The sequence below is a fragment of the Nonomuraea salmonea genome (assembly GCF_042428605.1).
In the GTDB taxonomy this organism is placed as follows: Bacteria; Actinomycetota; Actinomycetes; order Streptosporangiales; family Streptosporangiaceae; genus Nonomuraea; species Nonomuraea salmonea.
The window spans coordinates 14,880-33,268 of the sequence record NZ_JBHMCF010000039.1 but is presented as its reverse complement, the minus strand read 5'-3'; the positions used below and the strand labels follow the sequence as shown (position 1 = coordinate 33,268).

Below are 18,389 nucleotides of genomic sequence, written 5' to 3'. Positions count from 1 at the left end.
GGAGGCTCGGGAGGAGGCGGCTGCGGAACAGGAGGTGGAGTTGGCTCCGGGTGGGTGCGCGGGGGAGTGGGTGGATACGTGGCTGGGGGATTTGTGTCGGGATTGGGAGAGTGAGCAGCGGGCTCGGGAGTCCGGTGATGTTCGGGAAGAGGAGGCGGCCGGTGAGGAGAGTTGGGTGCCGGGGGTGTGAACCTCCCCGGGTGGGGTGGCGTACTTCCTCATGAGGCCGCGCGCTTCCTCATGAGGCCAGGCGTTGGTCGTGCATCCTCGGGAGGTTTGTGGTGGAGGGCTGTACAAAGGGGGCTATTTGTCTCATAACAGCTCTTCGGAGTTCGGTCCGGGCACTCGGGGGGCTGTAGTAACGTGCGTGCCTGACCCGGGTAACGAGTTTGCAAACGGAGGAGTCGAACGTGCCAGCCCCTCGATCAGCGGGTCTGATCGCGGTCGTCATGGCGGTGGCTTCTCTCCTCACGCCCGGGGGGCAGACGCCTGCGCAGGCCCATACGCAGGTGAGGCAAGAGCGGGTGAAGCCCGATCCGTCCAATCTGACGGAGTTGCGGAAGGAAGCCGAGCGGTCCGCCAAGGAGTTGGAGGACGCCACCAAGGCCCTGGAGAAGCGGCGAGCCGACATCGCGGCCTCCGAGAAGACGCTCAAGAGCAAGCTGACCGCTCTGCAGAGCCTCGAGAACCGGCTCTCCGTGATGCGGCAGCCCGTCTCGCAGATGGCCGAGCTGCTCTACCAGCAGCCCCTGCTGGCGGGCGGGATCATTCCGTTCGTGTCGGGCAGCGCGGATGAGAAGACGCTGCGAGCGCTCATGGACGCGAACCAGATCGTGTCGGTACGTCAGCGGGCCGTCGAGCAGACCAGCGCGCTCTACCAGGAGGCCGAGCGGCTGGCCGCCGAGGCGCAGGAGCTGCGGGCCGGCAACCTGCTGGCCGAGGCGCAGCTGGCCGCCGAGGTGGACACGTTGCGGCAGCGGTCGGACAAGATCGTGAAGTCGCTCACGGCGGCGCTGGTGAAGCTGGGCATCAAGATCGACAAGGTGGGGCGGGCGGCCCTGGGGTGCAACCCGCTCAAGGCGGCCAACGCCGACCACTATCCGAACGGGCTCATCCCCCAGAGCATGCTCTGCCCGCTCCAGCAGAAGGGGCACAGTCTCCGGGCGGACGCCACCATCGCGTTCGTCAGCCTCAACGAGGCGTACCGGCGGCGGTTCGGCAAGCCGATGTGTGTGACGGACGCGTACCGGAGCCTCGGCGAACAGCAGTCGGTCTATTACCGGCGGCCCGGGTTCGCGGCGGTGCCGGGGCGAAGCAACCACGGGCTCGGACTGGCCGTGGACCTCTGTGGAGGGGTGGAGAGGTCGGGGTCGGCGGAGTTCGTGTGGATGGAGAAGAACTCCAAGCGGTATGGGTGGTTCCATCCTTCCTGGGCCTACAGCAGCCCGTTCGAGCCGTGGCACTGGGAGTACGACCCCAAGATCGACACCCTGCTCTGACGTCAGATCACGGGCACGTCGGCGCTGCAGAAGGCGCAGCGGGAGGCGGCCTTGGGGATCTCCGACAGGCACTCGGGGCAGTCGCGCGTCGTGGCCTCGATCTTGGCGGCGTTGCGCTCCCTGACGTGGGTGTACGGCTTCACGATCAGGAAGTAGACCACCGCGGCGACCATCAGGAACGACACGACCGCGTTGATGAAGTTGCCGTACATGAAGTTGGACTGGCCGACCGTGACCTTGAGCGAGGAGAAGTCGGGCAGCCCGCCGAACGCCGAGATCAGCGGCGTGAGCAGGTCGGCCACGAACGACTGCACGATCGCGTTGAACGCCGCCCCGATGATGACCGCCACCGCCAGGTCGATGACGTTGCCCTGCATGAGGAACTTCCGGAAACCTGTCATGACAGGGAATCGTATCCGAGTGATTACTCTAAGTTAGTGCGCAGGGTGATAGACAGGCGGGCGTGGGCCTGGGCAGTCGCCAGCTCGGCGGCCTGGGACGGGGTGGTGGCCAGGACGAGGAGGGCGCCTTCCTGGGACGCGCCAGAGCGGGCGGACCGAGGGATGGTGATCACCGTGGCGTCTGTGGCGATCTCGCGGGCCGGCGCCGCCTGGTCGTGGGCGGCCAGGACGGTGATGGTCGAGCCGGGGGTCAGGAGGGAGGCCGTGGCGGGGTCGGCGATGCGCACCGGGGTCGCCACCAGGCCGGGCGGCAACGGGTAGGTGGACAGGAGGCGGACGTCGGTCAGCGGCTCGCCGCGGCGCATGGGGGTGGCGAGGGCCTGGCCTGGGGCGAGGGTGCGTACGGCTCCGGCAGGCGGGGGGTCGAGGGCGGCGGGGCGGAAGTCGGCGGCGCTGAGCGGGCCCGGGCGCAGGTCGCGTACGGCCACCAGGACCGTGGGGCCGGCGGGCGCCGGGCGGGTGGCGAGGTAGGCGGTCACGACGGAGACGGCGGCGAACGCCGCCGCGATGAGGCGGCGGCGACGGCCGTAGCGGGACAGCCAGGCTCCGATCACGGCAGCTCGAACGGGAGCTTGATGCCGTCGAGCGCCCGGCCGCAGGAGCACGTGCGCTCTTCGGGCAGCGACTCGACGGTCTGCGCGATCAGGGTGCGCATGCGCGTGACGTTTTGGGCGAAGAACTCGAGCACCTCGTCGTGGGTGACGCCCTGGCCCGCCTCGACGCCGGCGTCGTGGTCGGTCACCAGGGAGACGGAGGTGTAGCAGAGGGCCAGCTCACGGGCCAGGATCGCCTCGGGGAAGCCGGTCATGCCGACGATGGACCAGCCGTTGGCGGCGTACCACTGCGACTCGGCGCGCGTGGAGAAGCGCGGGCCCTCGATGACGACCAGGGTGCCGCCGTCGGCCGTCTCCCAGCCGCCGGAACGGGCGGTCTGTACGGCGACCGCGCGGCCCGACGGGCAGTAGGGGTCGGCGAACGAGACGTGGACGGCGCCGTCGATGTCGTAGTAGGTCTGGGCGCGGCCGGAGGTGCGGTCGACGAGCTGGTCGGGGACCACGAGGGTGCCGGGGCCGTATTCGGCCTTGAGCGACCCTACGGCGCTGGGCGCCAGCACCTGGCGGACGCCGAGCGAGCGCAGCGCCCAGAGGTTGGCGCGGTAGGGGATGCGGTGGGGTGGGAAACGGTGATCCTTGCCGTGGCGGGGGATGAACGCCACCGTGCGGGAGCCGATGCGTCCGATGGTGACGACGTCGCTCGGGGGGCCGTAGGGGGTGGCGAGCTCGACCTCCTCCGCATCGTCGAGCAGGGAGTAGAAGCCGGAACCGCCGATGACGCCGATGTCTGCGCGAGTGACCATGGCGCTGAGAGTAGCCGCAGTGGCCGGCGGCGATGGAACCCGAACGGGGTTCTGTGGATAACGCGGCCGCGGGGTGATTTCGCCGGCTGGTGCGAAGAATGTGCGGGGGAGAGAGGAGCCGTGGGCGACCGGTGCATCCATTGTGGACGTGCGCGACCGGTGCTGCGGCTCTAGGGCGAAAGAGCGGGGTTCCGCCCCCAGAGCGCAGGCGAGCGACCGGGCGCGGGCAAGCCACGCCGCGGGGGATCAGGCGCGGAGGTTCAGCTGACCTGCGGCCGGCAGGGGAAGCGGGCGACGGCGGGTCAGCTGACCTGCGGCAATCAGCTGGAAGCGGCGGCGGGAGCGGGGGAGCTGGTCGAGGACGAGCTGGACGACCCCGAGTCCGACGACGACGACTTGCTCTCCCCGGACTTCGACGAAGAAGACGAAGAAGGGGACGAGGAAGAAGAAGAGGACGTCGAGGACGACGAGCGGTTGTCGGTCCGGTAGAAGCCCGAGCCCTTGAACACGATGCCGACCGCGGAGAACACCTTCCGCAGGTTCCCCTGGCAGCTCGGGCAGACCGTCAACGCATCGTCTGTGAACTTCTGGACCACCTCGAGCTGCTCACCGCAGTCGTTGCAGGCGTACTGATAAGTCGGCACGCGCTCCTCCTTACAAGCTTTGGCACTCGAGCGATGCGACTGCTAATGGTAACCGATAGGTCCAAACACCTATTCCAGCCCCCGCTCTCCGTACCAGCCGGCCAGTTTGCCGCGGCGGTTGACCGCGCGGAGGCGGCGTTCGACCTGGTCGCGGCAGGCGGCGGTGGCGACGATGAGGAGCTGGTCGTCGGTACGCAGGCGGGTGGAGCCGGTGGGGACGAACGATCGGCCGTCCCGTACGACGAGCGTCACGCCGGCGCCGGCGGGCAGCCGCAGCTCGAAGACCTCGACCCCGTGCAGCAGCGACTCCGGAGGGATCTTGACCTGCAACAGGTCGGCGTGCAGCTCCTCAAGGGGAGCCGACTCGACGGACAGATCGTGTGCCTCGGCGGGGGCGCTCACCCCGAGCAGCCGCGCCGCGTACGGCAGGGTCGGCCCCTGGAGCAGGGTGAAGACGATGACGATCACGAAGACCTGGTTGAAGATGTCCTTGGAGCCCTCGATGCCGGCCGCCCAGGGGATGGTCGCGAGGACGATCGGCACGGCGCCCCGCAGACCGGCCCACGACAGGAACGCCTGTTCGCGCCAGGTCACCCGGTCCAGCCGCAGCACCCGGGCGAGCAGCGAGGAGACGGCGACGGACAGCGGGCGGGCGACGAGCGCGAGGACGGTGCCGATGATCAGGCCGGGTACGACGGCCGACGGCAGCTCCTCGAGGTGGGCCAGCATGCCGAGCATGACGAACAGCCCGATCTGCGCCAGCCACGCGGCCCCTTCCGCGAAGCTCCTGGTCGCGGCGCGGTGGGGGAGGTGCGAGTTGCCGAGGATGAGCCCGGTGAGGTAGACGGCCAGGAAGCCGGAGCCGTGCAGGAGGACGGCGCCGCCGTACGAGACGAAGGTCAGGGCCAGGACGGCGATGGGGTAGAGGCCGGAGGCGGGCAGGGCGACGTGGCGCAGCGCGTACGCGCCGGCGGGGCCGACGGCGAGCCCGACCGCGGCGCCGATGACCAGCTCCAGGGCCGTCTCGAGAAGGAACGTTCCAAGGCCCGCCGACGCCTGCGAAGCGCCGGTGAGCAGGACGACCGCGATGACCGTGGGAGCGTCGTTGAAACCGGACTCCGCCTCCAGGACGCCGGCCAGGCGCGGCGGCAACGGCAGCCTGCGCAGCACGGAGAAGACGGCGGCGGCGTCGGTGGAGGCGAGGACCGCGCCGACGATCAGCGCGGTCTTCACGTCGAAGCCGAGCGGCCCCTTGATGGCGAACGCGACGATGAGGATGCTCACCGCCACGCCCACGGTGGCCAGTACCAGGGCCAAGGGGACGGAACGGCGTACATGCGACCAGTTGGTGGTGAGCCCGCCCTCGGCGAGGATCACCGCCAGCGCCCACAGGCCGATCTGCTGGGCGACCTGTGGGTTCTCGGTGGGGAAACCGACCCCGGAGAGCTCCAGGGCCAGCCCGAAACCGAGGAAGACCAGGAGGCTGGGAAAGCCGGTGCGGTGCACCAGCCGTACGGACGCGATGGCCGCGATGACGACGGCGGCGCCGATGAGGAGCGAGACGTCAAGCGTCATCTGGCCCCCTCCTCCTGCGCCGCCGTCACATCAGCCTAGTGATGCCCGAGGGTGTGGCGGCGTAGCGTACGCGCTGGTCATGGGGCTCGTGCGGGACGCCGTCGATCAGCTCGCCGTCGTGCAGCAGCGCCACGGTCGGGACGTTGGGGCCGACGCGGGCGAGCGCGCGGTCGTACGAGCCGCCGCCCCGCCCCAGGCGGACGCCGGTGACGCGGTCGACGGCCAGGGCGGGGACGATGACGAGGGCGGCGGTGCGTACGGCGTCGACGCCGCGCCGCGTGTCGACCGGCTCCATGATCCCGTAGCGGCCGGGCGCGAGCGTGTCGGGCCCGTCGTACACCGCCCAATCCAGGTCATTGTCGGCACGCAGGACCGGCAGGATGACGGTGGCGCCATGTTTCCAGAGAGCGAACACCAGCCCGTGCGTCTCCGGCTCCGACCCTGTTGACCAGTAGCAGGCCACCAGACCGGCCATCTGCACCCACGGTTGTTCGAGCAGTGTTTCGCGGACCTTGATGGCGTTTGCCCGCACTTGATCGGGGGAGAGTGCGATACGCGCCGCGTTCAGCTCGCGACGGAGGTTCAACTTGTCCACAGATCCCTCCACTAGGGTCTAACTCATGGCTGACTTCGACCCTGTGACGAAAGCCGTCGTGCCCGCCGCGGGTCTGGGCACCCGGTTCCTTCCGGCGACCAAGGCGACACCCAAAGAGATGCTGCCCATCGTCGACAAGCCCGCGATCCAGTATGTCGTCGAGGAGGCCGCCTCCGCCGGGCTGCTCGACGTTCTCATGGTCACCGGCAAGAACAAGCGCTCGATCGAAGACCATTTCGACCGGGCGTTCGAGCTGGAGGAGGCGCTGGAGGCGAAGGGCGACGAGCACCGGTTGTCCCAGGTCCGCGAGCCGGCCTCGCTGGCGACGCTGCACTACGTACGCCAGGGCGAGCCCAAGGGGCTCGGCCACGCCGTGCTGTGCGCCAAGCACCACGTGGGCGACCACCCGTTCGCCTGCCTGCTCGGTGACGACCTCATCGACTATCGCGACAACCTGCTGCGCCGCATGATCGAGGTGCGCGACACGTTCGGCGGAAGCGTGATCGCGCTGATGGAGGTGCCCAAGGAGGCTGTCTCGCTGTACGGCGTGGCGACCATCGAGGCGACCGCCGAGGACGACGTCGTCCGCGTGACCGACCTCGTCGAGAAGCCGCCGGCCGACGAGGCGCCGTCCAATTGGGCGATCATCGGCCGTTACGTCATCGACCCCGCGGTCTTCGAGGTCCTGGAGAACACGCCCCCCGGGCGCGGCGGCGAGATCCAGCTCACCGACGCGCTGCGCACGCTGGCCCAGCGCGGCCGCGACGAGGGCGGTCCCGTGCACGGCGTGCTGTTCAGGGGACGCCGCTACGACACGGGCGACAAGCTCGACTATCTGCGGACGGTGGTGAAGTTCGCGGCGAACCGGGAGGATCTGGCGCCGGAGTTCGTGCCGTGGCTGCGGGAGTTCCTCGATGAAATCAGTTGACGCGCATCTGGCCGAGATCCTGGCCACTGTACGTCCGCTGGCCCCCCTTGAGCTCGAGCTGGAGCAGGCGCTCGGCACGACCCTGGCCGAGGACATCTCCTCGCCGGTGCCGCTGCCGCCCTTCGACAATTCGGCCATGGACGGCTACGCGGTGCGGGCCGAGGACGTCGCGGGCGCGCCGGTGACGCTGCCGGTGATCGACGACGTCGCGGCGGGGTCGCTGGAGCTGCGGGCCGTGGGCCCTGGCCACAGCGTGCGCATCATGACCGGTGCCCCGCTGCCGGCGGGCGCCGACGCGGTGGTGCCGGTGGAGTGGACGGACGGGGGCACGGTCTCCGTACGCATCGACCGCGCCGCCGAGCTCGGCAACGCCGTGCGGCGGGCGGGTGAGGACGTGCAGGCCGGCGAGGTCGTGCTCAAGGCCGGCACCGTGATCGGCCCCGCCCAGCTCGGCATCATCGCCGGGGTGGGGCGGCGGCGGGTGCGGGCGCGGCCGCGTCCGCGCGTGGTCGTCATCTCCACGGGCGCGGAGCTGGTCGAGCCGGGCGGCACGCTCGCGCCCGGCCAGATCTGGGACTCCAACAGCTACACCCTCACCGCCGCCGTACGCCAGGCCGGAGCCGACGGCTTCCGCGCCGGCTCGGTCGGGGACGATCCGGGCATCCTGCTCGACCGCCTCGACACCCATCTCGTACGCGCCGACGCGATCATCACCAGCGGCGGGGTGTCGATGGGCGCGTACGAGCCCGTCAAGGAGGCCCTGGCGCCGCTCGGCACCGTCCGCTTCGAGAAGGTGGCCATGCAGCCGGGCATGCCGCAGGGCTTCGGCGTGCTGGGGGAGGACCAGGTGCCGATCTTCGCCCTGCCGGGCAACCCGGTGTCGTCCTTCGTGTCGTTCATGCTGTTCGTCCGCCCGGCTCTCGACAAGATGCGTGGTCTGCCCGGCGGCATGCCCCGCACGCTGACCGCGCGCACCGCGGGGCCGCTGCGGTCGCCGTCCGGGCGGCGGTCCTATCTGCGCGGTGTCCTCGCCGACGACGGCACGGTGGCGCCCGCCCACGGGCAGGGCTCCCACCAGCTCGCCGCGCTGGCCGCGGCGAACGCGCTGATCGTGGTGCCGGAAGACGTGACCGAGGTCGAAGCGGGGTCCTCGGTGGAGGTGATCAGGCTGTGAGCGAGCTGACCCACATCGACGAGACCGGCGCCGCCCGCATGGTCGACGTCTCGGCCAAGGACGTCTCCGCCCGTACGGCCGTCGCCAGCGGACGCGTGCTGCTGACGGCCGAGACGGTGGCGCTGCTGCGGTCGGGGGAGGTGCCCAAGGGCGACGCGCTGGGCGTGGCCAGGATCGCCGGGATCATGGGGGCGAAACGTACGCCCGACCTGATCCCGCTCTGCCATCCCATCGCGCTGCACGGCGTGAAGGTGACGCTCGACGTCGAGGACTGGGGCGTGGCCATCACGTGCCGGGTGAAGACCGCCGACCGCACGGGTGTGGAGATGGAGGCGCTGACCGCGGTGTCGGTGGCGGCGCTGGCGCTGATCGACATGGTCAAAGCGGTCGATCCCGGCGCGGTGATCACCGACGTGCGGGTGGAGGAGAAGCTCGGCGGCAAGACCGGCCGGTGGACGCGGGACGGGGAATGATGCGCGCCTTGGTGATCACGGTGTCAAACCGGGCGTCGGCCGGGATTTATGCGGATAAATCCGGGCCGTTGCTGGCGTCGTTGCTGCGTGACGAGGTCGGCTGTGAGGTCGAGGGGCCCGTGGTGGTGCCCGACGGCGAGCCGGTGGAGACTGCGCTGCGTGACGGGGTGGCGGGTGGTTACGACGTCATCGTGACCACCGGGGGCACCGGGTTGACGCCGATGGATCTGACGCCGGAGATGACCGCGCGGGTGATTTCTAGAGAAATTCCCGGTATAGCGGAGGCAATTCGTCAGGCTAATCGCGAGAAGGTGCCGACCTCGATCCTCTCGCGCGGATTGGCCGGACAGGCAGGGGAAACCTTGATCATAAATTTGCCCGGATCCTCCGGTGGCGTACGCGATGGCGTCGCCGTACTCGCGCCCATTCTCCGCCATGCCGTCGATCAGATCCGCGGCGGTGATCATCCGCGCTGACGGGGATTCGGTCGGTCACCCCGTGGCGACATCGTGCCCGATAGGGGGATGATGAGAGATGTGGATCGACTTCGTGGCTGGCCGGCGACACTCAGCGAAGGTCCGGTAGGCCTCCGGCCGCTACGGTTGGGCGACGTACGCGTATGGCGCGAGACACGAGTGCGCAATGCCGACTGGCTGCGCCCGTGGGAGCCGAGCAACCCCGAGACGCCCCTGTTCAGGACCGGTCTCGGCCCCTACGTGTCCATGGTCGGCACCCTGCGGCGCGAGGCCAGGCAGGGGCTGGCGCTGCCGTGGGTGGTGACGTACAACGGGCGTTTCGCGGGCCAGCTCACCGTCGGCGCCATCGTGTGGGGGTCCGCCCGTTCTGCCCAGGTCGGCTACTGGATCGACGGCGCCGTGGCCGGCCGCGGCATCACCCCCACGGCCCTCGCGATGGCCGTTGACCACTGCTTTTTCACCACCGGATTGCATCGGCTCGAAGCGAACATCCGCCCCGAGAATCACGCCAGCCGTAGGGTGGTTGAGAAGCTCGGTTTCAGGGAAGAAGGCATTCGGCGGCGCCAACTCCACATCGACGGAGCCTGGCGCGACCACATTTGCTACGCGTTGACCGTCGAGGACGTTCCCGGCGGGCTGCTCGTGCAATGGCGTCGCGCGCGTGAGTCAGCGGCTCACGGGGGGTCCTCCGTCGAAGAGGTTTGACGATCTCGCGACACACCGCACCGAATGCTCGTCAATCAGTGACACGCGGTCTTACGGTGCGTGACGTGAGCACATTCAAGGCGCGACGAGCACAACCGCGTCTTTGTGCTGCCCGGAGGTGGTGGTCATGAGCCCCGTCCTCCTCTATCTCGCCATCGTCGTCATGTGGCTCTGCGTCCTGATTCCGATGTGGCTGCGCAGAGACAAGACGAATCTCGCCGAGCTGGCCGAGCTCGAAGAGTATTACACCGGCGAGCACCAACTGCCCGATCTCGACAACCTCGCCCCATCCGATCCCGATGAGGACGACGGCACACCGCCGGTCGAGATCGAGAAGGTCGACGTCCGCCAGTTCCGGCTCCGGCGCCGCGCCATCATCGTCGCCCGCCGGCGCCGCCTGCTCTTCTTCACCGCGCTGCTGGTGCTGGCCTCCATCGTGACGGCCGCGGTCGAGATGATCCCGTGGTGGGGGGTGGCGCCGTCCGTCGTCGTCACGCTGACGTACATGGCGTTTCTGCGCATCGCCGTACAGGTGGACAGGGAGCGCCGCGAACGCGCCCGCCAGGCGCGCGCTGAGCGCCGGCGGCGGCTACGCGAGCAGCGCCGCGCCGCCGCCGAGGCGGAGGCCGAAGTCATCGACTTCACGCCGATGCACGCCGACGTCCTCTTCGACCAGTACGCCGAACCACCCAAGCGGGCGGTGGGCGACTGAAACGGTGGCGCGAGGACCCTCTGGAGTTTGCTAATCTAGTCGAGTCCTTGGGGATGTAGCGCAGTCCGGTAGCGCACTTCGTTCGCATCGAAGGGGTCAGGGGTTCGAATCCCCTCATCTCCACAAGGGGCCGTTCTTGAAACGGCTGAACTGAGGTTGACGGGATCCCGTCTGATCATTGCGATCAGGCGGGATCTCGGCGTTTCAGGGGTTTGCGAATCGGGTTCGTCCTGTTTTGGGGGCCGCGGAGCAGGTGTCCGGGAAGGTGGTTCCGGGTCATACGACAGGCGGGCGCGAGCTGACCTGGGGTGAAGGTCCACAGGTACGGGCGCACAGTCCGGCGGACCTGATGGCGACGGCCCGGGCGGAGATCGCCCAGCAGGCCGTCGACCTGTTCGGCGGCCCCGGTATCGCCGAGCTGCGAGCCTGCCACGCCCCGGGCTGCGGCTGTACTTCCTCAAGCGGGGCTTGATCAGTGCCGATCGGTTTCCTCGCCGGTCACCGCATCCTCGCGGCCGATGAACGTGGCCCTGCCGCTGCGGACGTCGTGGTCGGTGCCGGGCGCGGCGAACTCCAGCAGCCGGGCGCCCTCGGCCTCGACCTCGGCGCGCTCGGTGGTGGCCAGCGGCCGGAACGGGTCGATCTCCAGAGTCGCTGATGCCTTGCCCAGATGGAGCTTCCAGGCGCCCGTCACCTGCCCGTCCACCAGGAAGGTGGCGCGCATCCCGTTGCGCGTCATGACCCGTTTGCGGTCCTGCTCCGAGATCACGCGGGTGCGGTCGGCGTGGGAGGCCAGCAGGTTGTCGTATTCGGGCAAAAAGCGAACCGGCGCGTGGGCGTCGGCGCCGGGGCGTGGCGCATCCGGCAGGTCGAACAGCTCGATCCCGCGCTCGTCGTGGAAGACCGCCAGCTGCGGCCGCAGCCTCTCCAGGACGGGACGCAGCCGGGTTCGGCCGGTCCATGTCTGCACGTCGGTGACCGAGGCCGGGCCGAACGCGGCAAGGTAGCGCAGCACGATGTGTTCGGAGTCGGCGGCGGGGGCGGGCTCGGCTCCGGTCCAGTCGGCCGCCGTCGCGTACCGGGTGGTGCCACCGACGCCCCAGACGGCGCGTGGTGGCACCTGCACCAGCGGTACCAGGTTGCGCACGACGGTGGCGAGCGCACGGGGCTCGCGATCGGGCCACCGCTCGTGCAGCGCCGCCCTGAGCTCCTTGGGGGTGAGGTGCCGTGCGCCGAGCAGCGCCCGGCCCGACTCCGCCACGGCCGCACGGTCCAGACCGGTCAGGATCGTCTTGAACGCGGTGTCCAGCTCACGGTCGAGCGCAGGCTGCGCCCATGGCCGCAACGAGCGGTAGTCCGCCGTGGTGACCAGGTGGATGGTGCTGCGCATCAGCGCGACCCGCACCAGGCGGCGCTCGGTCAGCGCGTCCGCCAGGTCGGCGGTGCCGAACTTCCGTAACCTGCTCCAGAGCCCGAAGTAGGGCGCGTACGGCGCCTGCGCCTGCATGCCGACCAGCCGGGTGACCGTCTCCTCGGCGGTCGCCTCGGCCCGTTCCAGCAGCCACTGTCGGGCCAGCAGAGCTCGTCCCAACTCCCGTCGCCTCAGCACCTGTGCCACCGTGCCGTCCTCTCCGTCCATCCGGCAGGCGCGGCGGATGCCGCCCCTGCCTCGTTGATCATCCGCCGAAGTCGGCCCGGTGATCCGCGGCCCACCGGGCGTAGGCGCGCGCGGGGTGCCCTGTGATCTGCTCGATGACGTCGTTGACCGGCGCGGGCTTGCCGACCGCCTGCGCCATGAGACCGAACAGCGCCGCCAGAAACTCAGGGTCCATGAACCGGCTCATCTGCTCCAGCACCGCCTCCGGGTCGAGGTCCTCGACGGTGAGCGGGCGCCCCAGCATCTCGCCGAGGATGCCGACCTGCTGTGCCTGGGTCAGCGACTCGGGGCCGGTCAGGTCGTAGGCCCGCCCCGCGTGCCCGCCGCCGATCAACGTCCGCGCGACCACCTCGGCGACGTCCCTCTCGTGCACGGCGCTGAAGGCCGCTTCGGCGTACGGCGCGCGAATGACGTCACCGCCCTGGAGCTGCATCGCGAACGTCAACGAGTTGATGGCGGGGAACAGGAGCCGCAGGAACGTCCACTCGATCCCGGACGCCTCGATGGCCCGCTCGACATCGCGGTGGTACTGGGCGATCACGTCGGGCTGCCGCTCGGCGCCTGGGACGACCGCCCCGGAGGACAGGAACACCAGCCGCCGTACCCCGGCCTGGCCCGCGGCCGCCAGCAGCGGAGCGACATCCATCCCGTACTGCAGAACCAGGAAGGCGGCCTCGACGCCGGCCAGCGCCGCCGGCAGCGTCTCGGGCTTGGTCAGATCGCCCCGGACGACGTCGACTTCCTCCGGAAGCTCCGCCCGCTCCGGAGTACGGGTCAGCGCCCGCACCGGCGCGCCCGCGGCGACCAGCTCCTCTACCGCCTGACGTCCGAAGTGAGCCGTGGCACCGATGACGAGATACATGAGTGTTTCCTTTCGCGCGAAGACATGAGGGCTGAGGGGGGTCCGCCGAAAAACCGGCGGCGGTCAGCGAACCTTGCGGAAGAACTGCCGGATGTCGTGGACGAGCAGATCGGGGGCGTCGTGAGCGGCGAAGTGGCTGCCCCGGTCATAAACGTTCCAGGAGAAGATATTTTTGTGGTCGCGGTCGGCGAACGTCCGGATCGACTGAAAGTCCCAGGCGAAATTGGCCAGGCCGAGGGGCACGGTGGTCGGCTCGGGCACGGAGGTGCCCCGGCCGTTCGACTTCTGCTGTACAGGGGCCGCCGCCGCGTCCTCGTAGTAGAACCGGGCGGCTGAAGCGGCCGTGTTGGTCAGCCAGTAGATCATCACGTTCGTGAGCACGAAATCCGGGTCGAGCGAAGCGCCGAGCAGCTGCGCGTGCCAGCCCAGCAGGCCGGCCGGTGAGTCGGCCAGTGCGTGCGCCAGATTCTGCGGCTCGGTGGACTGGAGCTTGTCATACGCGCCCCGGTTCTGGGTGAACCACTCGGCGAACGCGAGCTTTCCGCGCTCCTCCTCAGACAGACCGGCCGACTCGGCGGGGTCGCCCGACGGGAACGAGAAGACCTGCGTCACGTGCACTCCACAGACGTGCCCAGGGTCAACCCGGCCCACCTCGGGCGAGATCAGCGATCCGCCGTCGTTGCCAGCCGCGCCGTACCGGTCGTACCCGAGCCGGCGCATCAGCTCGGCCCAGGCCCGGGCCACCCGGTACCGATTCCAGCCGCGCTCCCGGGTCGGCCCGGAGAAGCCGAAGCCCGGCACCGACGGAATGACCAGATGGAACGCGTCCGCCGGGTCGCCCCCGTGCGCACGCGGGTCGGTGAGCGGGCCGATCACGTCCAGCCACTCGACCACCGAGGTCGGCCAGCCGTGGGTCAGGATCAGCGGCGTCGCGTCCCGCTCCGGCGACAGCACGTGCAGGAAGTGGATGTTCTGGCCGTCGATCTCAGTGGTGAACTGCGGGTACGCGTTCAGCTTCGCCTCCCAGGCCCGCCAGTCGTACCCCGTGCGCCACCGCTCGACCAGTTGCTTGACGTAGCCCACCGGGACGCCGTACTCCCAATCCGGCGGCACCGGGCCGACCGGCGCCGACTCGCTCGCGGGCAGCTCCTCCGCCCACCGAGTCCGGGCCAGCCTCTGCTGTAGATCGTCGAGCTCGGCCTGAGGGATGTCGATCCGGAACGGGGCGATCGTGCTGTCGTTCGTCATGGTCATCAGCGTAGGAACCAATTAGGTAAGACCCGTTCCTAATGAACGGGCAGACTCGAAGAATGTTGGAAACCTCGGCGCGACTGCTGCGCCTGCTCTCGCTGCTCCAGACGCCCCGCGAGTGGACCGGCGCCGAACTGGCCGAACGGCTGTCGGTCAGCACCCGCACCATCCGCAACGACGTGGAACGCCTGCGAAACCTCGGCTATCCGGTGCACGGCAACCGAGGCGCGGTGGGCGGCTACCGGCTCGGTGCCGGGGCCGCGCTGCCGCCGCTGCTGCTCGACGATGAAGAGGCGGTCGCGGTGGCGATCGGACTGCGCACCGCCGCCGGGGGCACGATCACCGGAGTCGAGGAGACCTCGCTGCGCGCGCTGGCCAAACTGGAGCAGGTGCTACCGACCCGGCTCCGGCGCCGTGTCCACGCCCTCCAGCGGTACGCCGTCGCGGTACCCCGGGACGACCTGGGCCCACGGGTGGACGCGGACACGCTGAGCGCCCTCGCCGCCGCCTGCCGGGATCACGAGCGCCTGCGATTCGACTACCGAAGCCACGACGGCTCCGAGAGCCGGCGCGAGGTGGAACCATACCGGCTGGTCAACTGGGGACGACGGTGGTACCTCGTCGGGTTCGACGTCGAGCGGGCCGGCTGGCGGACGTTCCGGGTGGACCGGCTCCACCCACGCACCCCGACGGGTCCCCGATTCACCCCCCGCGATCTCCCCGAGGAGGCCATCGACCAGGTACGCCGGGGCGTGTCGTCGGCTGCCTGGCGATACCGGGCCCAGGTCGTCGTGCACGTACCAGCCGAACAGCTCGCCGAACGAATCAACGCCGCCATCGGCACGATCACGCCGGTCGACGACACCCGCTGCCTGCTGGACACCGGCGCGGACAGCATCGAGGCGCTCGCCGTTCACCTCGGCCTGCTCGGCGTCGATTTCACCGTGACGGAGCCCGCGGAACTCGTCGAACTCGTGCGTGCACTCGCCGACCGCTATCACCGCGCCACCGAGCCACAGCACACCTGATATGGCGGGCGCCCTTGTCAAGTGGGCCTGCGGTTATCTGGGGTAGTCAAGCGAACTGGCTGGTCAGCCGCCTGAGGGTCGTTCAGACACGTAAGGCAAGCAGGTTGCTCGCGTTCGGCGCGTAGATGGATGGTCGAGAGGTCTATCAGCCGCGTGAAAGGACCCCCACCGGGCGCTCGAGGACGTGCCCGAGGGCGGCGTCCACACCTTTGTGACGGACGGGATCGAAAGCGCCCTGCGGCAAGGCCAGGGAGGTCGCCGGCGGCAAGAACGTCGCCGTGATGGGCGGCGCGGACCTCGGGCGGCAGTTCATGAGGGCGGGGCTGGTCGACCAGATCGGGATCCATCTGGTGCCTGTGCTGTTCGGCGGGGGCCAGCGGCTCTTCGACCACCTGGGGGCGACCACATCCAGCTTGAGGTGGTCAACGTGGTCGACACCCCGCTGGCCACCCATCTGCTCTACCGCATCGTGAAATGACCCGTCATCGCTGAGCGGGCCTGTCCGGAATCGCCTTGGCCGGGGCATGGAGCTGGACGCTCATCTCTAGGTCGTCGCGGAGCCGCCGAGCCCGGCCTGGCGGGCTTACGCGGCCCTCCCGGGCGCCCCCGCACCGTTGATGTATTTGCTCGGAAAGGTGGCCGGAATGCGGCGAAACCCACATGCAGGACCCGCCGATGACGCCCGGCCGTACCCGACAGCCCGGGAAACGATCAACTCCTGTCCGGGAAGCGATCTCTGACGACGCCACTGCTCCGCAGGTCAGCTGTACTCGTGAACACCCCACAAGGAAGTTGCAGGTGAGAAGGGTCCGGTCGCTAGGTCGTTCTCGCGGGGCAGCGCGTCCACGAGTTCGACGTCGGCGCCGGGCACCTCACCGCCGTCACGGGAACGCCGGCGTGGCCGCAATCCGGCGATGTCGCCGACCGAGTCCACCAGCGGGCGCGGCGGTGGCAGCGGCGCCCCGGCCGGGCTTCCTCGACCTGCGGGCGGCGCTGGGCGGCGTGCGGTGCGTCTCTGTCCTGGTCCAGTCATCCCATCGGTTCGCGTCCTCTCGCGTCGGGATCTGGTACGTGGAGCAGTGGCGGCCTATTGACGTACGGCCGTGTCGAGGTCCGCATCGTGCCAGCGCGCTACCGCCAGCGCGGCGGCGTTGCGGGTGGGGCAGTAGCCGTCGGCGCTGCTGCGGTCGGGCTCGTTCCCCACCGGCTCGGGAGAGCTGTTTCATGCACGTCCTTCGCCGCGACTCCAGCATCCAGGACCCCGCCTCGGCCTCCAGCGAACTGGCCGACCTCGCCGACGCCGCGATTTCCGCCGCGACCTCGTGCGCATCGACCGGACCGCTCCGGTGACCGGTCTCAGGATCGAACGTGGCCAGCGTGAAACTCTCCGGTGCACCACCCCGTCCGCCTTCAGCGCACCCCGGACCATGCTCTCCGCAGACACAGACATGGTCGTCATCATCCGGCCCCAAGGCGCGTTTCCGAAGCGCGTCGTTACAACTCGCGCGGTGCCCGGCGGCGCCGCGGCTGCGGCTGGCTGGTGGGGTGTGCCGGCTGGGTGGCTGCCAGGCTGGTCAGGAACTTGAGCCGCTCTTCGGAGGTGCTGCCCGGTTCCGCGGTGTAGATGGTGAGGTCGTACACAGCCTGGCTGGAGATGGGCAGGTTAAGGGACTGGTAGGTCAGCTCCAGGCCGCCGACCTGCGGGTGCCACAGCCGCTTGCCGCCGGCGTGGCGGATGCGCACGTCGTGGGCGGCCCACTGGCCGCGAAACGCGGTGCTGAGCGTGGACAGCTCGCCGACGAGGTCGCGTAACGCCCGGTCGTGGGGCTCGCGTCCGGCCTCGGCGCGCAGCAGCGCGGCGCTGACGGCGGTGGCCGCGTCCCAGTCGACGAAGAACCGCTGGGAGCCCGGGTCGAGGAAGATGTAGCGGGCGAGGTTGGCGCGGCCGTGACGTGTGGTGGCAGGGCTGTCGAAGACCGACGCGAGCAGGGCGCGAGCCAGCGCATTGTGGGCGACGATGTCCTGGCGGCCGTTGCGTACGAACGCCGCCGATATCGTCATGGAGTCCAGCAGCCACTGGACGCGCGGCGGGACCTGGACGTCCTTGCGGCGCGAAGGTGCGCGGCGGGCGGGCCGGGCGGCCTGGGCCAGGTCGAACAAGTAGGTGCGTTCGTCCTGGTCCAGGCGAAGGGCCTGGGCGACCGCGTCGAGTACCTCTTCCGATACGCCGCTGATGTGGCCCTTCTCCAGCCGGGTGTACCACTCGGTGCTCACACCGGCCAGCACCGCGACCTCCTCGCGGCGCAGCCCGGGGACCCGGCGCCGACCGCCGGTGGGCAGCCCGACCTGCTCCGGAGTGAGCTTCGCGCGCCGGATGGTGAGGAAATCTCGGATCTGGTCGCGGTTGTCGGACCGGTCGTCCATGCTCCCACGGTAACCGCAGGGCTTCGCAGGCGCTGACGGTAAGGGGGGTGCGATTATCCCCCTATAAATGCGCTCTGTCTCGCGCCCGGCCAAGTGGGTTTCCTGGGATCAGCGAATCGAACGCGACCTGCGACACGGAGATGGACCCTGTCCGACCAGCTTTTGTAGTGATGATCGGGCCGCCCATCACCGTCGACGCCCTCCTGTGATGCACCACCAGGACCTCCAGCACCCGGGAGTGACCATGACCGGCAAGACCGTACTGATCACCGGCGCGACCAGCGGCATCGGCGCCCACACCGCACGGCTGCTCCTCGACCGCGGCCACGCGTGGCCGTCACCGGCATGGCCGAGAACCTGCGGATGTACGCCACCAACCGTGGCGTCGGCGTCACGCTCGTCAACCCCGGCATGACCGGCACCGCCTTCTGGCCGGCCGGCGTCGACCTCAACACCCTGACCATCCGGCCGGTCGGCCAGCCCGTCTGAGGCAGATCTGACACCCCGTGGCATCGCAGCCGGTCGTGAGCCGTGGTGTTCCTACCGGAAGCGAGACAGCCACCCCGGC

General features: G+C 69.7%; 20 protein-coding genes, 1 tRNA gene and 1 pseudogene. 12 read left to right on the top strand and 10 right to left on the bottom strand.

Going from position 1 to position 18,389, the window contains the following annotated elements; translation table 11 throughout:
- Window positions 1-554 precede the first annotated feature (554 nt).
- Complete coding sequence (locus tag ACFFR3_RS34780) at window positions 555-1,499, top strand: M15 family metallopeptidase (RefSeq protein ID WP_364385397.1); 945 nt, start codon at window positions 555-557, stop codon at window positions 1,497-1,499.
- Window positions 1,500-1,501: 2 nt separating this feature from the next.
- Here the strand turns inward: ACFFR3_RS34780 and mscL are convergent, their stop codons facing one another.
- From mscL to ACFFR3_RS34750, 6 genes are all read right to left on the bottom strand, one after another.
- Window positions 1,502-1,900 (bottom strand): large conductance mechanosensitive channel protein MscL, encoded by a 399-nt coding sequence (mscL, locus tag ACFFR3_RS34775; protein WP_345390512.1) that lies wholly within the window; start codon window positions 1,898-1,900, stop codon window positions 1,502-1,504.
- 23 nt (window positions 1,901-1,923) lie between these two features.
- Window positions 1,924-2,514, bottom strand: a complete 591-nt coding sequence (locus ACFFR3_RS34770) for a CpaB family protein (protein ID WP_379484510.1) — start codon at window positions 2,512-2,514, stop codon at window positions 1,924-1,926.
- Complete coding sequence (locus tag ACFFR3_RS34765) at window positions 2,511-3,317, bottom strand: S-methyl-5'-thioadenosine phosphorylase (RefSeq protein ID WP_345390506.1); 807 nt, start codon at window positions 3,315-3,317, stop codon at window positions 2,511-2,513. The genes ACFFR3_RS34770 and ACFFR3_RS34765 overlap by 4 nt, the downstream gene beginning before the upstream one ends.
- 320 nt (window positions 3,318-3,637) lie before the next feature.
- Complete coding sequence (locus ACFFR3_RS34760) at window positions 3,638-3,961, bottom strand: FmdB family zinc ribbon protein (RefSeq protein WP_345390503.1); 324 nt, start codon at window positions 3,959-3,961, stop codon at window positions 3,638-3,640.
- 69 nt (window positions 3,962-4,030) lie between these two features.
- Complete coding sequence (locus ACFFR3_RS34755) at window positions 4,031-5,536, bottom strand: potassium/proton antiporter (RefSeq protein ID WP_345390500.1); 1,506 nt, start codon at window positions 5,534-5,536, stop codon at window positions 4,031-4,033.
- A 25-nt stretch (window positions 5,537-5,561) separates the two neighbouring features.
- Entirely contained in the window at window positions 5,562-6,131 is a 570-nt protein-coding gene (locus tag ACFFR3_RS34750; protein WP_345390497.1) for a 5-formyltetrahydrofolate cyclo-ligase, read from the bottom strand.
- Between the two features lie 25 nt (window positions 6,132-6,156).
- Here ACFFR3_RS34750 and galU point away from each other — a divergent pair, with 25 nt between their 5' ends.
- The 7 genes from galU (at window position 6,157) to ACFFR3_RS34715 (ending at window position 10,722) form a co-directional block, all read left to right on the top strand.
- On the top strand, window positions 6,157-7,059 hold the full coding sequence (galU, locus tag ACFFR3_RS34745) for a UTP--glucose-1-phosphate uridylyltransferase GalU (protein WP_345390494.1): 903 nt from the start codon (window positions 6,157-6,159) through the stop codon (window positions 7,057-7,059).
- On the top strand, window positions 7,046-8,233 hold the full coding sequence (glp, locus tag ACFFR3_RS34740) for a molybdotransferase-like divisome protein Glp (protein ID WP_379484509.1): 1,188 nt from the start codon (window positions 7,046-7,048) through the stop codon (window positions 8,231-8,233). Before galU ends, glp begins: the two co-directional genes overlap by 14 nt.
- A complete protein-coding gene (gene moaC, locus ACFFR3_RS34735; protein WP_364385416.1) occupies window positions 8,230-8,706 on the top strand; it encodes a cyclic pyranopterin monophosphate synthase MoaC in 477 nt (158 codons plus the stop codon). Before glp ends, moaC begins: the two co-directional genes overlap by 4 nt.
- Window positions 8,706-9,182 carry a MogA/MoaB family molybdenum cofactor biosynthesis protein gene (locus tag ACFFR3_RS34730; RefSeq protein WP_364385483.1) on the top strand — a complete coding sequence of 159 codons (477 nt, stop codon included), beginning with the start codon at window positions 8,706-8,708 and terminating at the stop codon, window positions 9,180-9,182. The genes moaC and ACFFR3_RS34730 overlap by 1 nt, the downstream gene beginning before the upstream one ends.
- 51 nt (window positions 9,183-9,233) lie before the next feature.
- Window positions 9,234-9,887: a GNAT family N-acetyltransferase gene (locus ACFFR3_RS34725; RefSeq protein WP_364385486.1), complete on the top strand. Its 654-nt coding sequence runs from the start codon at window positions 9,234-9,236 to the stop codon at window positions 9,885-9,887.
- Between the two features lie 127 nt (window positions 9,888-10,014).
- Window positions 10,015-10,599 carry a divisome protein SepX/GlpR gene (sepX, locus tag ACFFR3_RS34720; RefSeq protein ID WP_345390491.1) on the top strand — a complete coding sequence of 195 codons (585 nt, stop codon included), beginning with the start codon at window positions 10,015-10,017 and terminating at the stop codon, window positions 10,597-10,599.
- A gap of 49 nt (window positions 10,600-10,648) precedes the next feature.
- Window positions 10,649-10,722, top strand: a tRNA-Ala gene (locus ACFFR3_RS34715).
- Window positions 10,723-11,071: 349 nt separating this feature from the next.
- Here ACFFR3_RS34715 and ACFFR3_RS34710 read toward each other — a convergent pair.
- The 3 genes from ACFFR3_RS34710 to ACFFR3_RS34700 all read right to left on the bottom strand — a co-directional run bounded on the left by ACFFR3_RS34710 (window position 11,072) and on the right by ACFFR3_RS34700 (window position 14,372).
- Window positions 11,072-12,217, bottom strand: a complete 1,146-nt coding sequence (locus ACFFR3_RS34710; RefSeq protein ID WP_379484508.1) for a winged helix DNA-binding domain-containing protein — start codon at window positions 12,215-12,217, stop codon at window positions 11,072-11,074.
- A 58-nt stretch (window positions 12,218-12,275) separates the two neighbouring features.
- Window positions 12,276-13,118 (bottom strand): NAD(P)H-binding protein, encoded by an 843-nt coding sequence (locus ACFFR3_RS34705; RefSeq protein WP_345390488.1) that lies wholly within the window; start codon window positions 13,116-13,118, stop codon window positions 12,276-12,278.
- Between the two features lie 63 nt (window positions 13,119-13,181).
- Window positions 13,182-14,372 (bottom strand): epoxide hydrolase family protein, encoded by a 1,191-nt coding sequence (locus ACFFR3_RS34700; protein ID WP_379484507.1) that lies wholly within the window; start codon window positions 14,370-14,372, stop codon window positions 13,182-13,184.
- A gap of 56 nt (window positions 14,373-14,428) precedes the next feature.
- Here ACFFR3_RS34700 and ACFFR3_RS34695 point away from each other — a divergent pair, with 56 nt between their 5' ends.
- The 3 genes and pseudogenes from ACFFR3_RS34695 to ACFFR3_RS34685 all read left to right on the top strand — a co-directional run bounded on the left by ACFFR3_RS34695 (window position 14,429) and on the right by ACFFR3_RS34685 (window position 16,747).
- A complete protein-coding gene (locus ACFFR3_RS34695) occupies window positions 14,429-15,397 on the top strand; it encodes a helix-turn-helix transcriptional regulator (protein ID WP_379484506.1) in 969 nt (322 codons plus the stop codon).
- Between the two features lie 272 nt (window positions 15,398-15,669).
- Window positions 15,670-15,870, top strand: a pseudogene (locus ACFFR3_RS34690) (dihydrofolate reductase family protein); the annotation flags it as partial.
- A gap of 751 nt (window positions 15,871-16,621) precedes the next feature.
- A complete protein-coding gene (locus ACFFR3_RS34685; RefSeq protein WP_345390485.1) occupies window positions 16,622-16,747 on the top strand; it encodes a hypothetical protein in 126 nt (41 codons plus the stop codon).
- Between the two features lie 144 nt (window positions 16,748-16,891).
- Here the strand turns inward: ACFFR3_RS34685 and ACFFR3_RS34680 are convergent, their stop codons facing one another.
- Window positions 16,892-17,821: a helix-turn-helix transcriptional regulator gene (locus ACFFR3_RS34680; RefSeq protein ID WP_379484505.1), complete on the bottom strand. Its 930-nt coding sequence runs from the start codon at window positions 17,819-17,821 to the stop codon at window positions 16,892-16,894.
- Window positions 17,822-18,151: 330 nt separating this feature from the next.
- Here ACFFR3_RS34680 and ACFFR3_RS34675 point away from each other — a divergent pair, with 330 nt between their 5' ends.
- Window positions 18,152-18,310 carry a hypothetical protein gene (locus tag ACFFR3_RS34675; RefSeq protein ID WP_379484504.1) on the top strand — a complete coding sequence of 53 codons (159 nt, stop codon included), beginning with the start codon at window positions 18,152-18,154 and terminating at the stop codon, window positions 18,308-18,310.
- The last annotated feature ends 79 nt before the right edge of the window (window positions 18,311-18,389 follow it).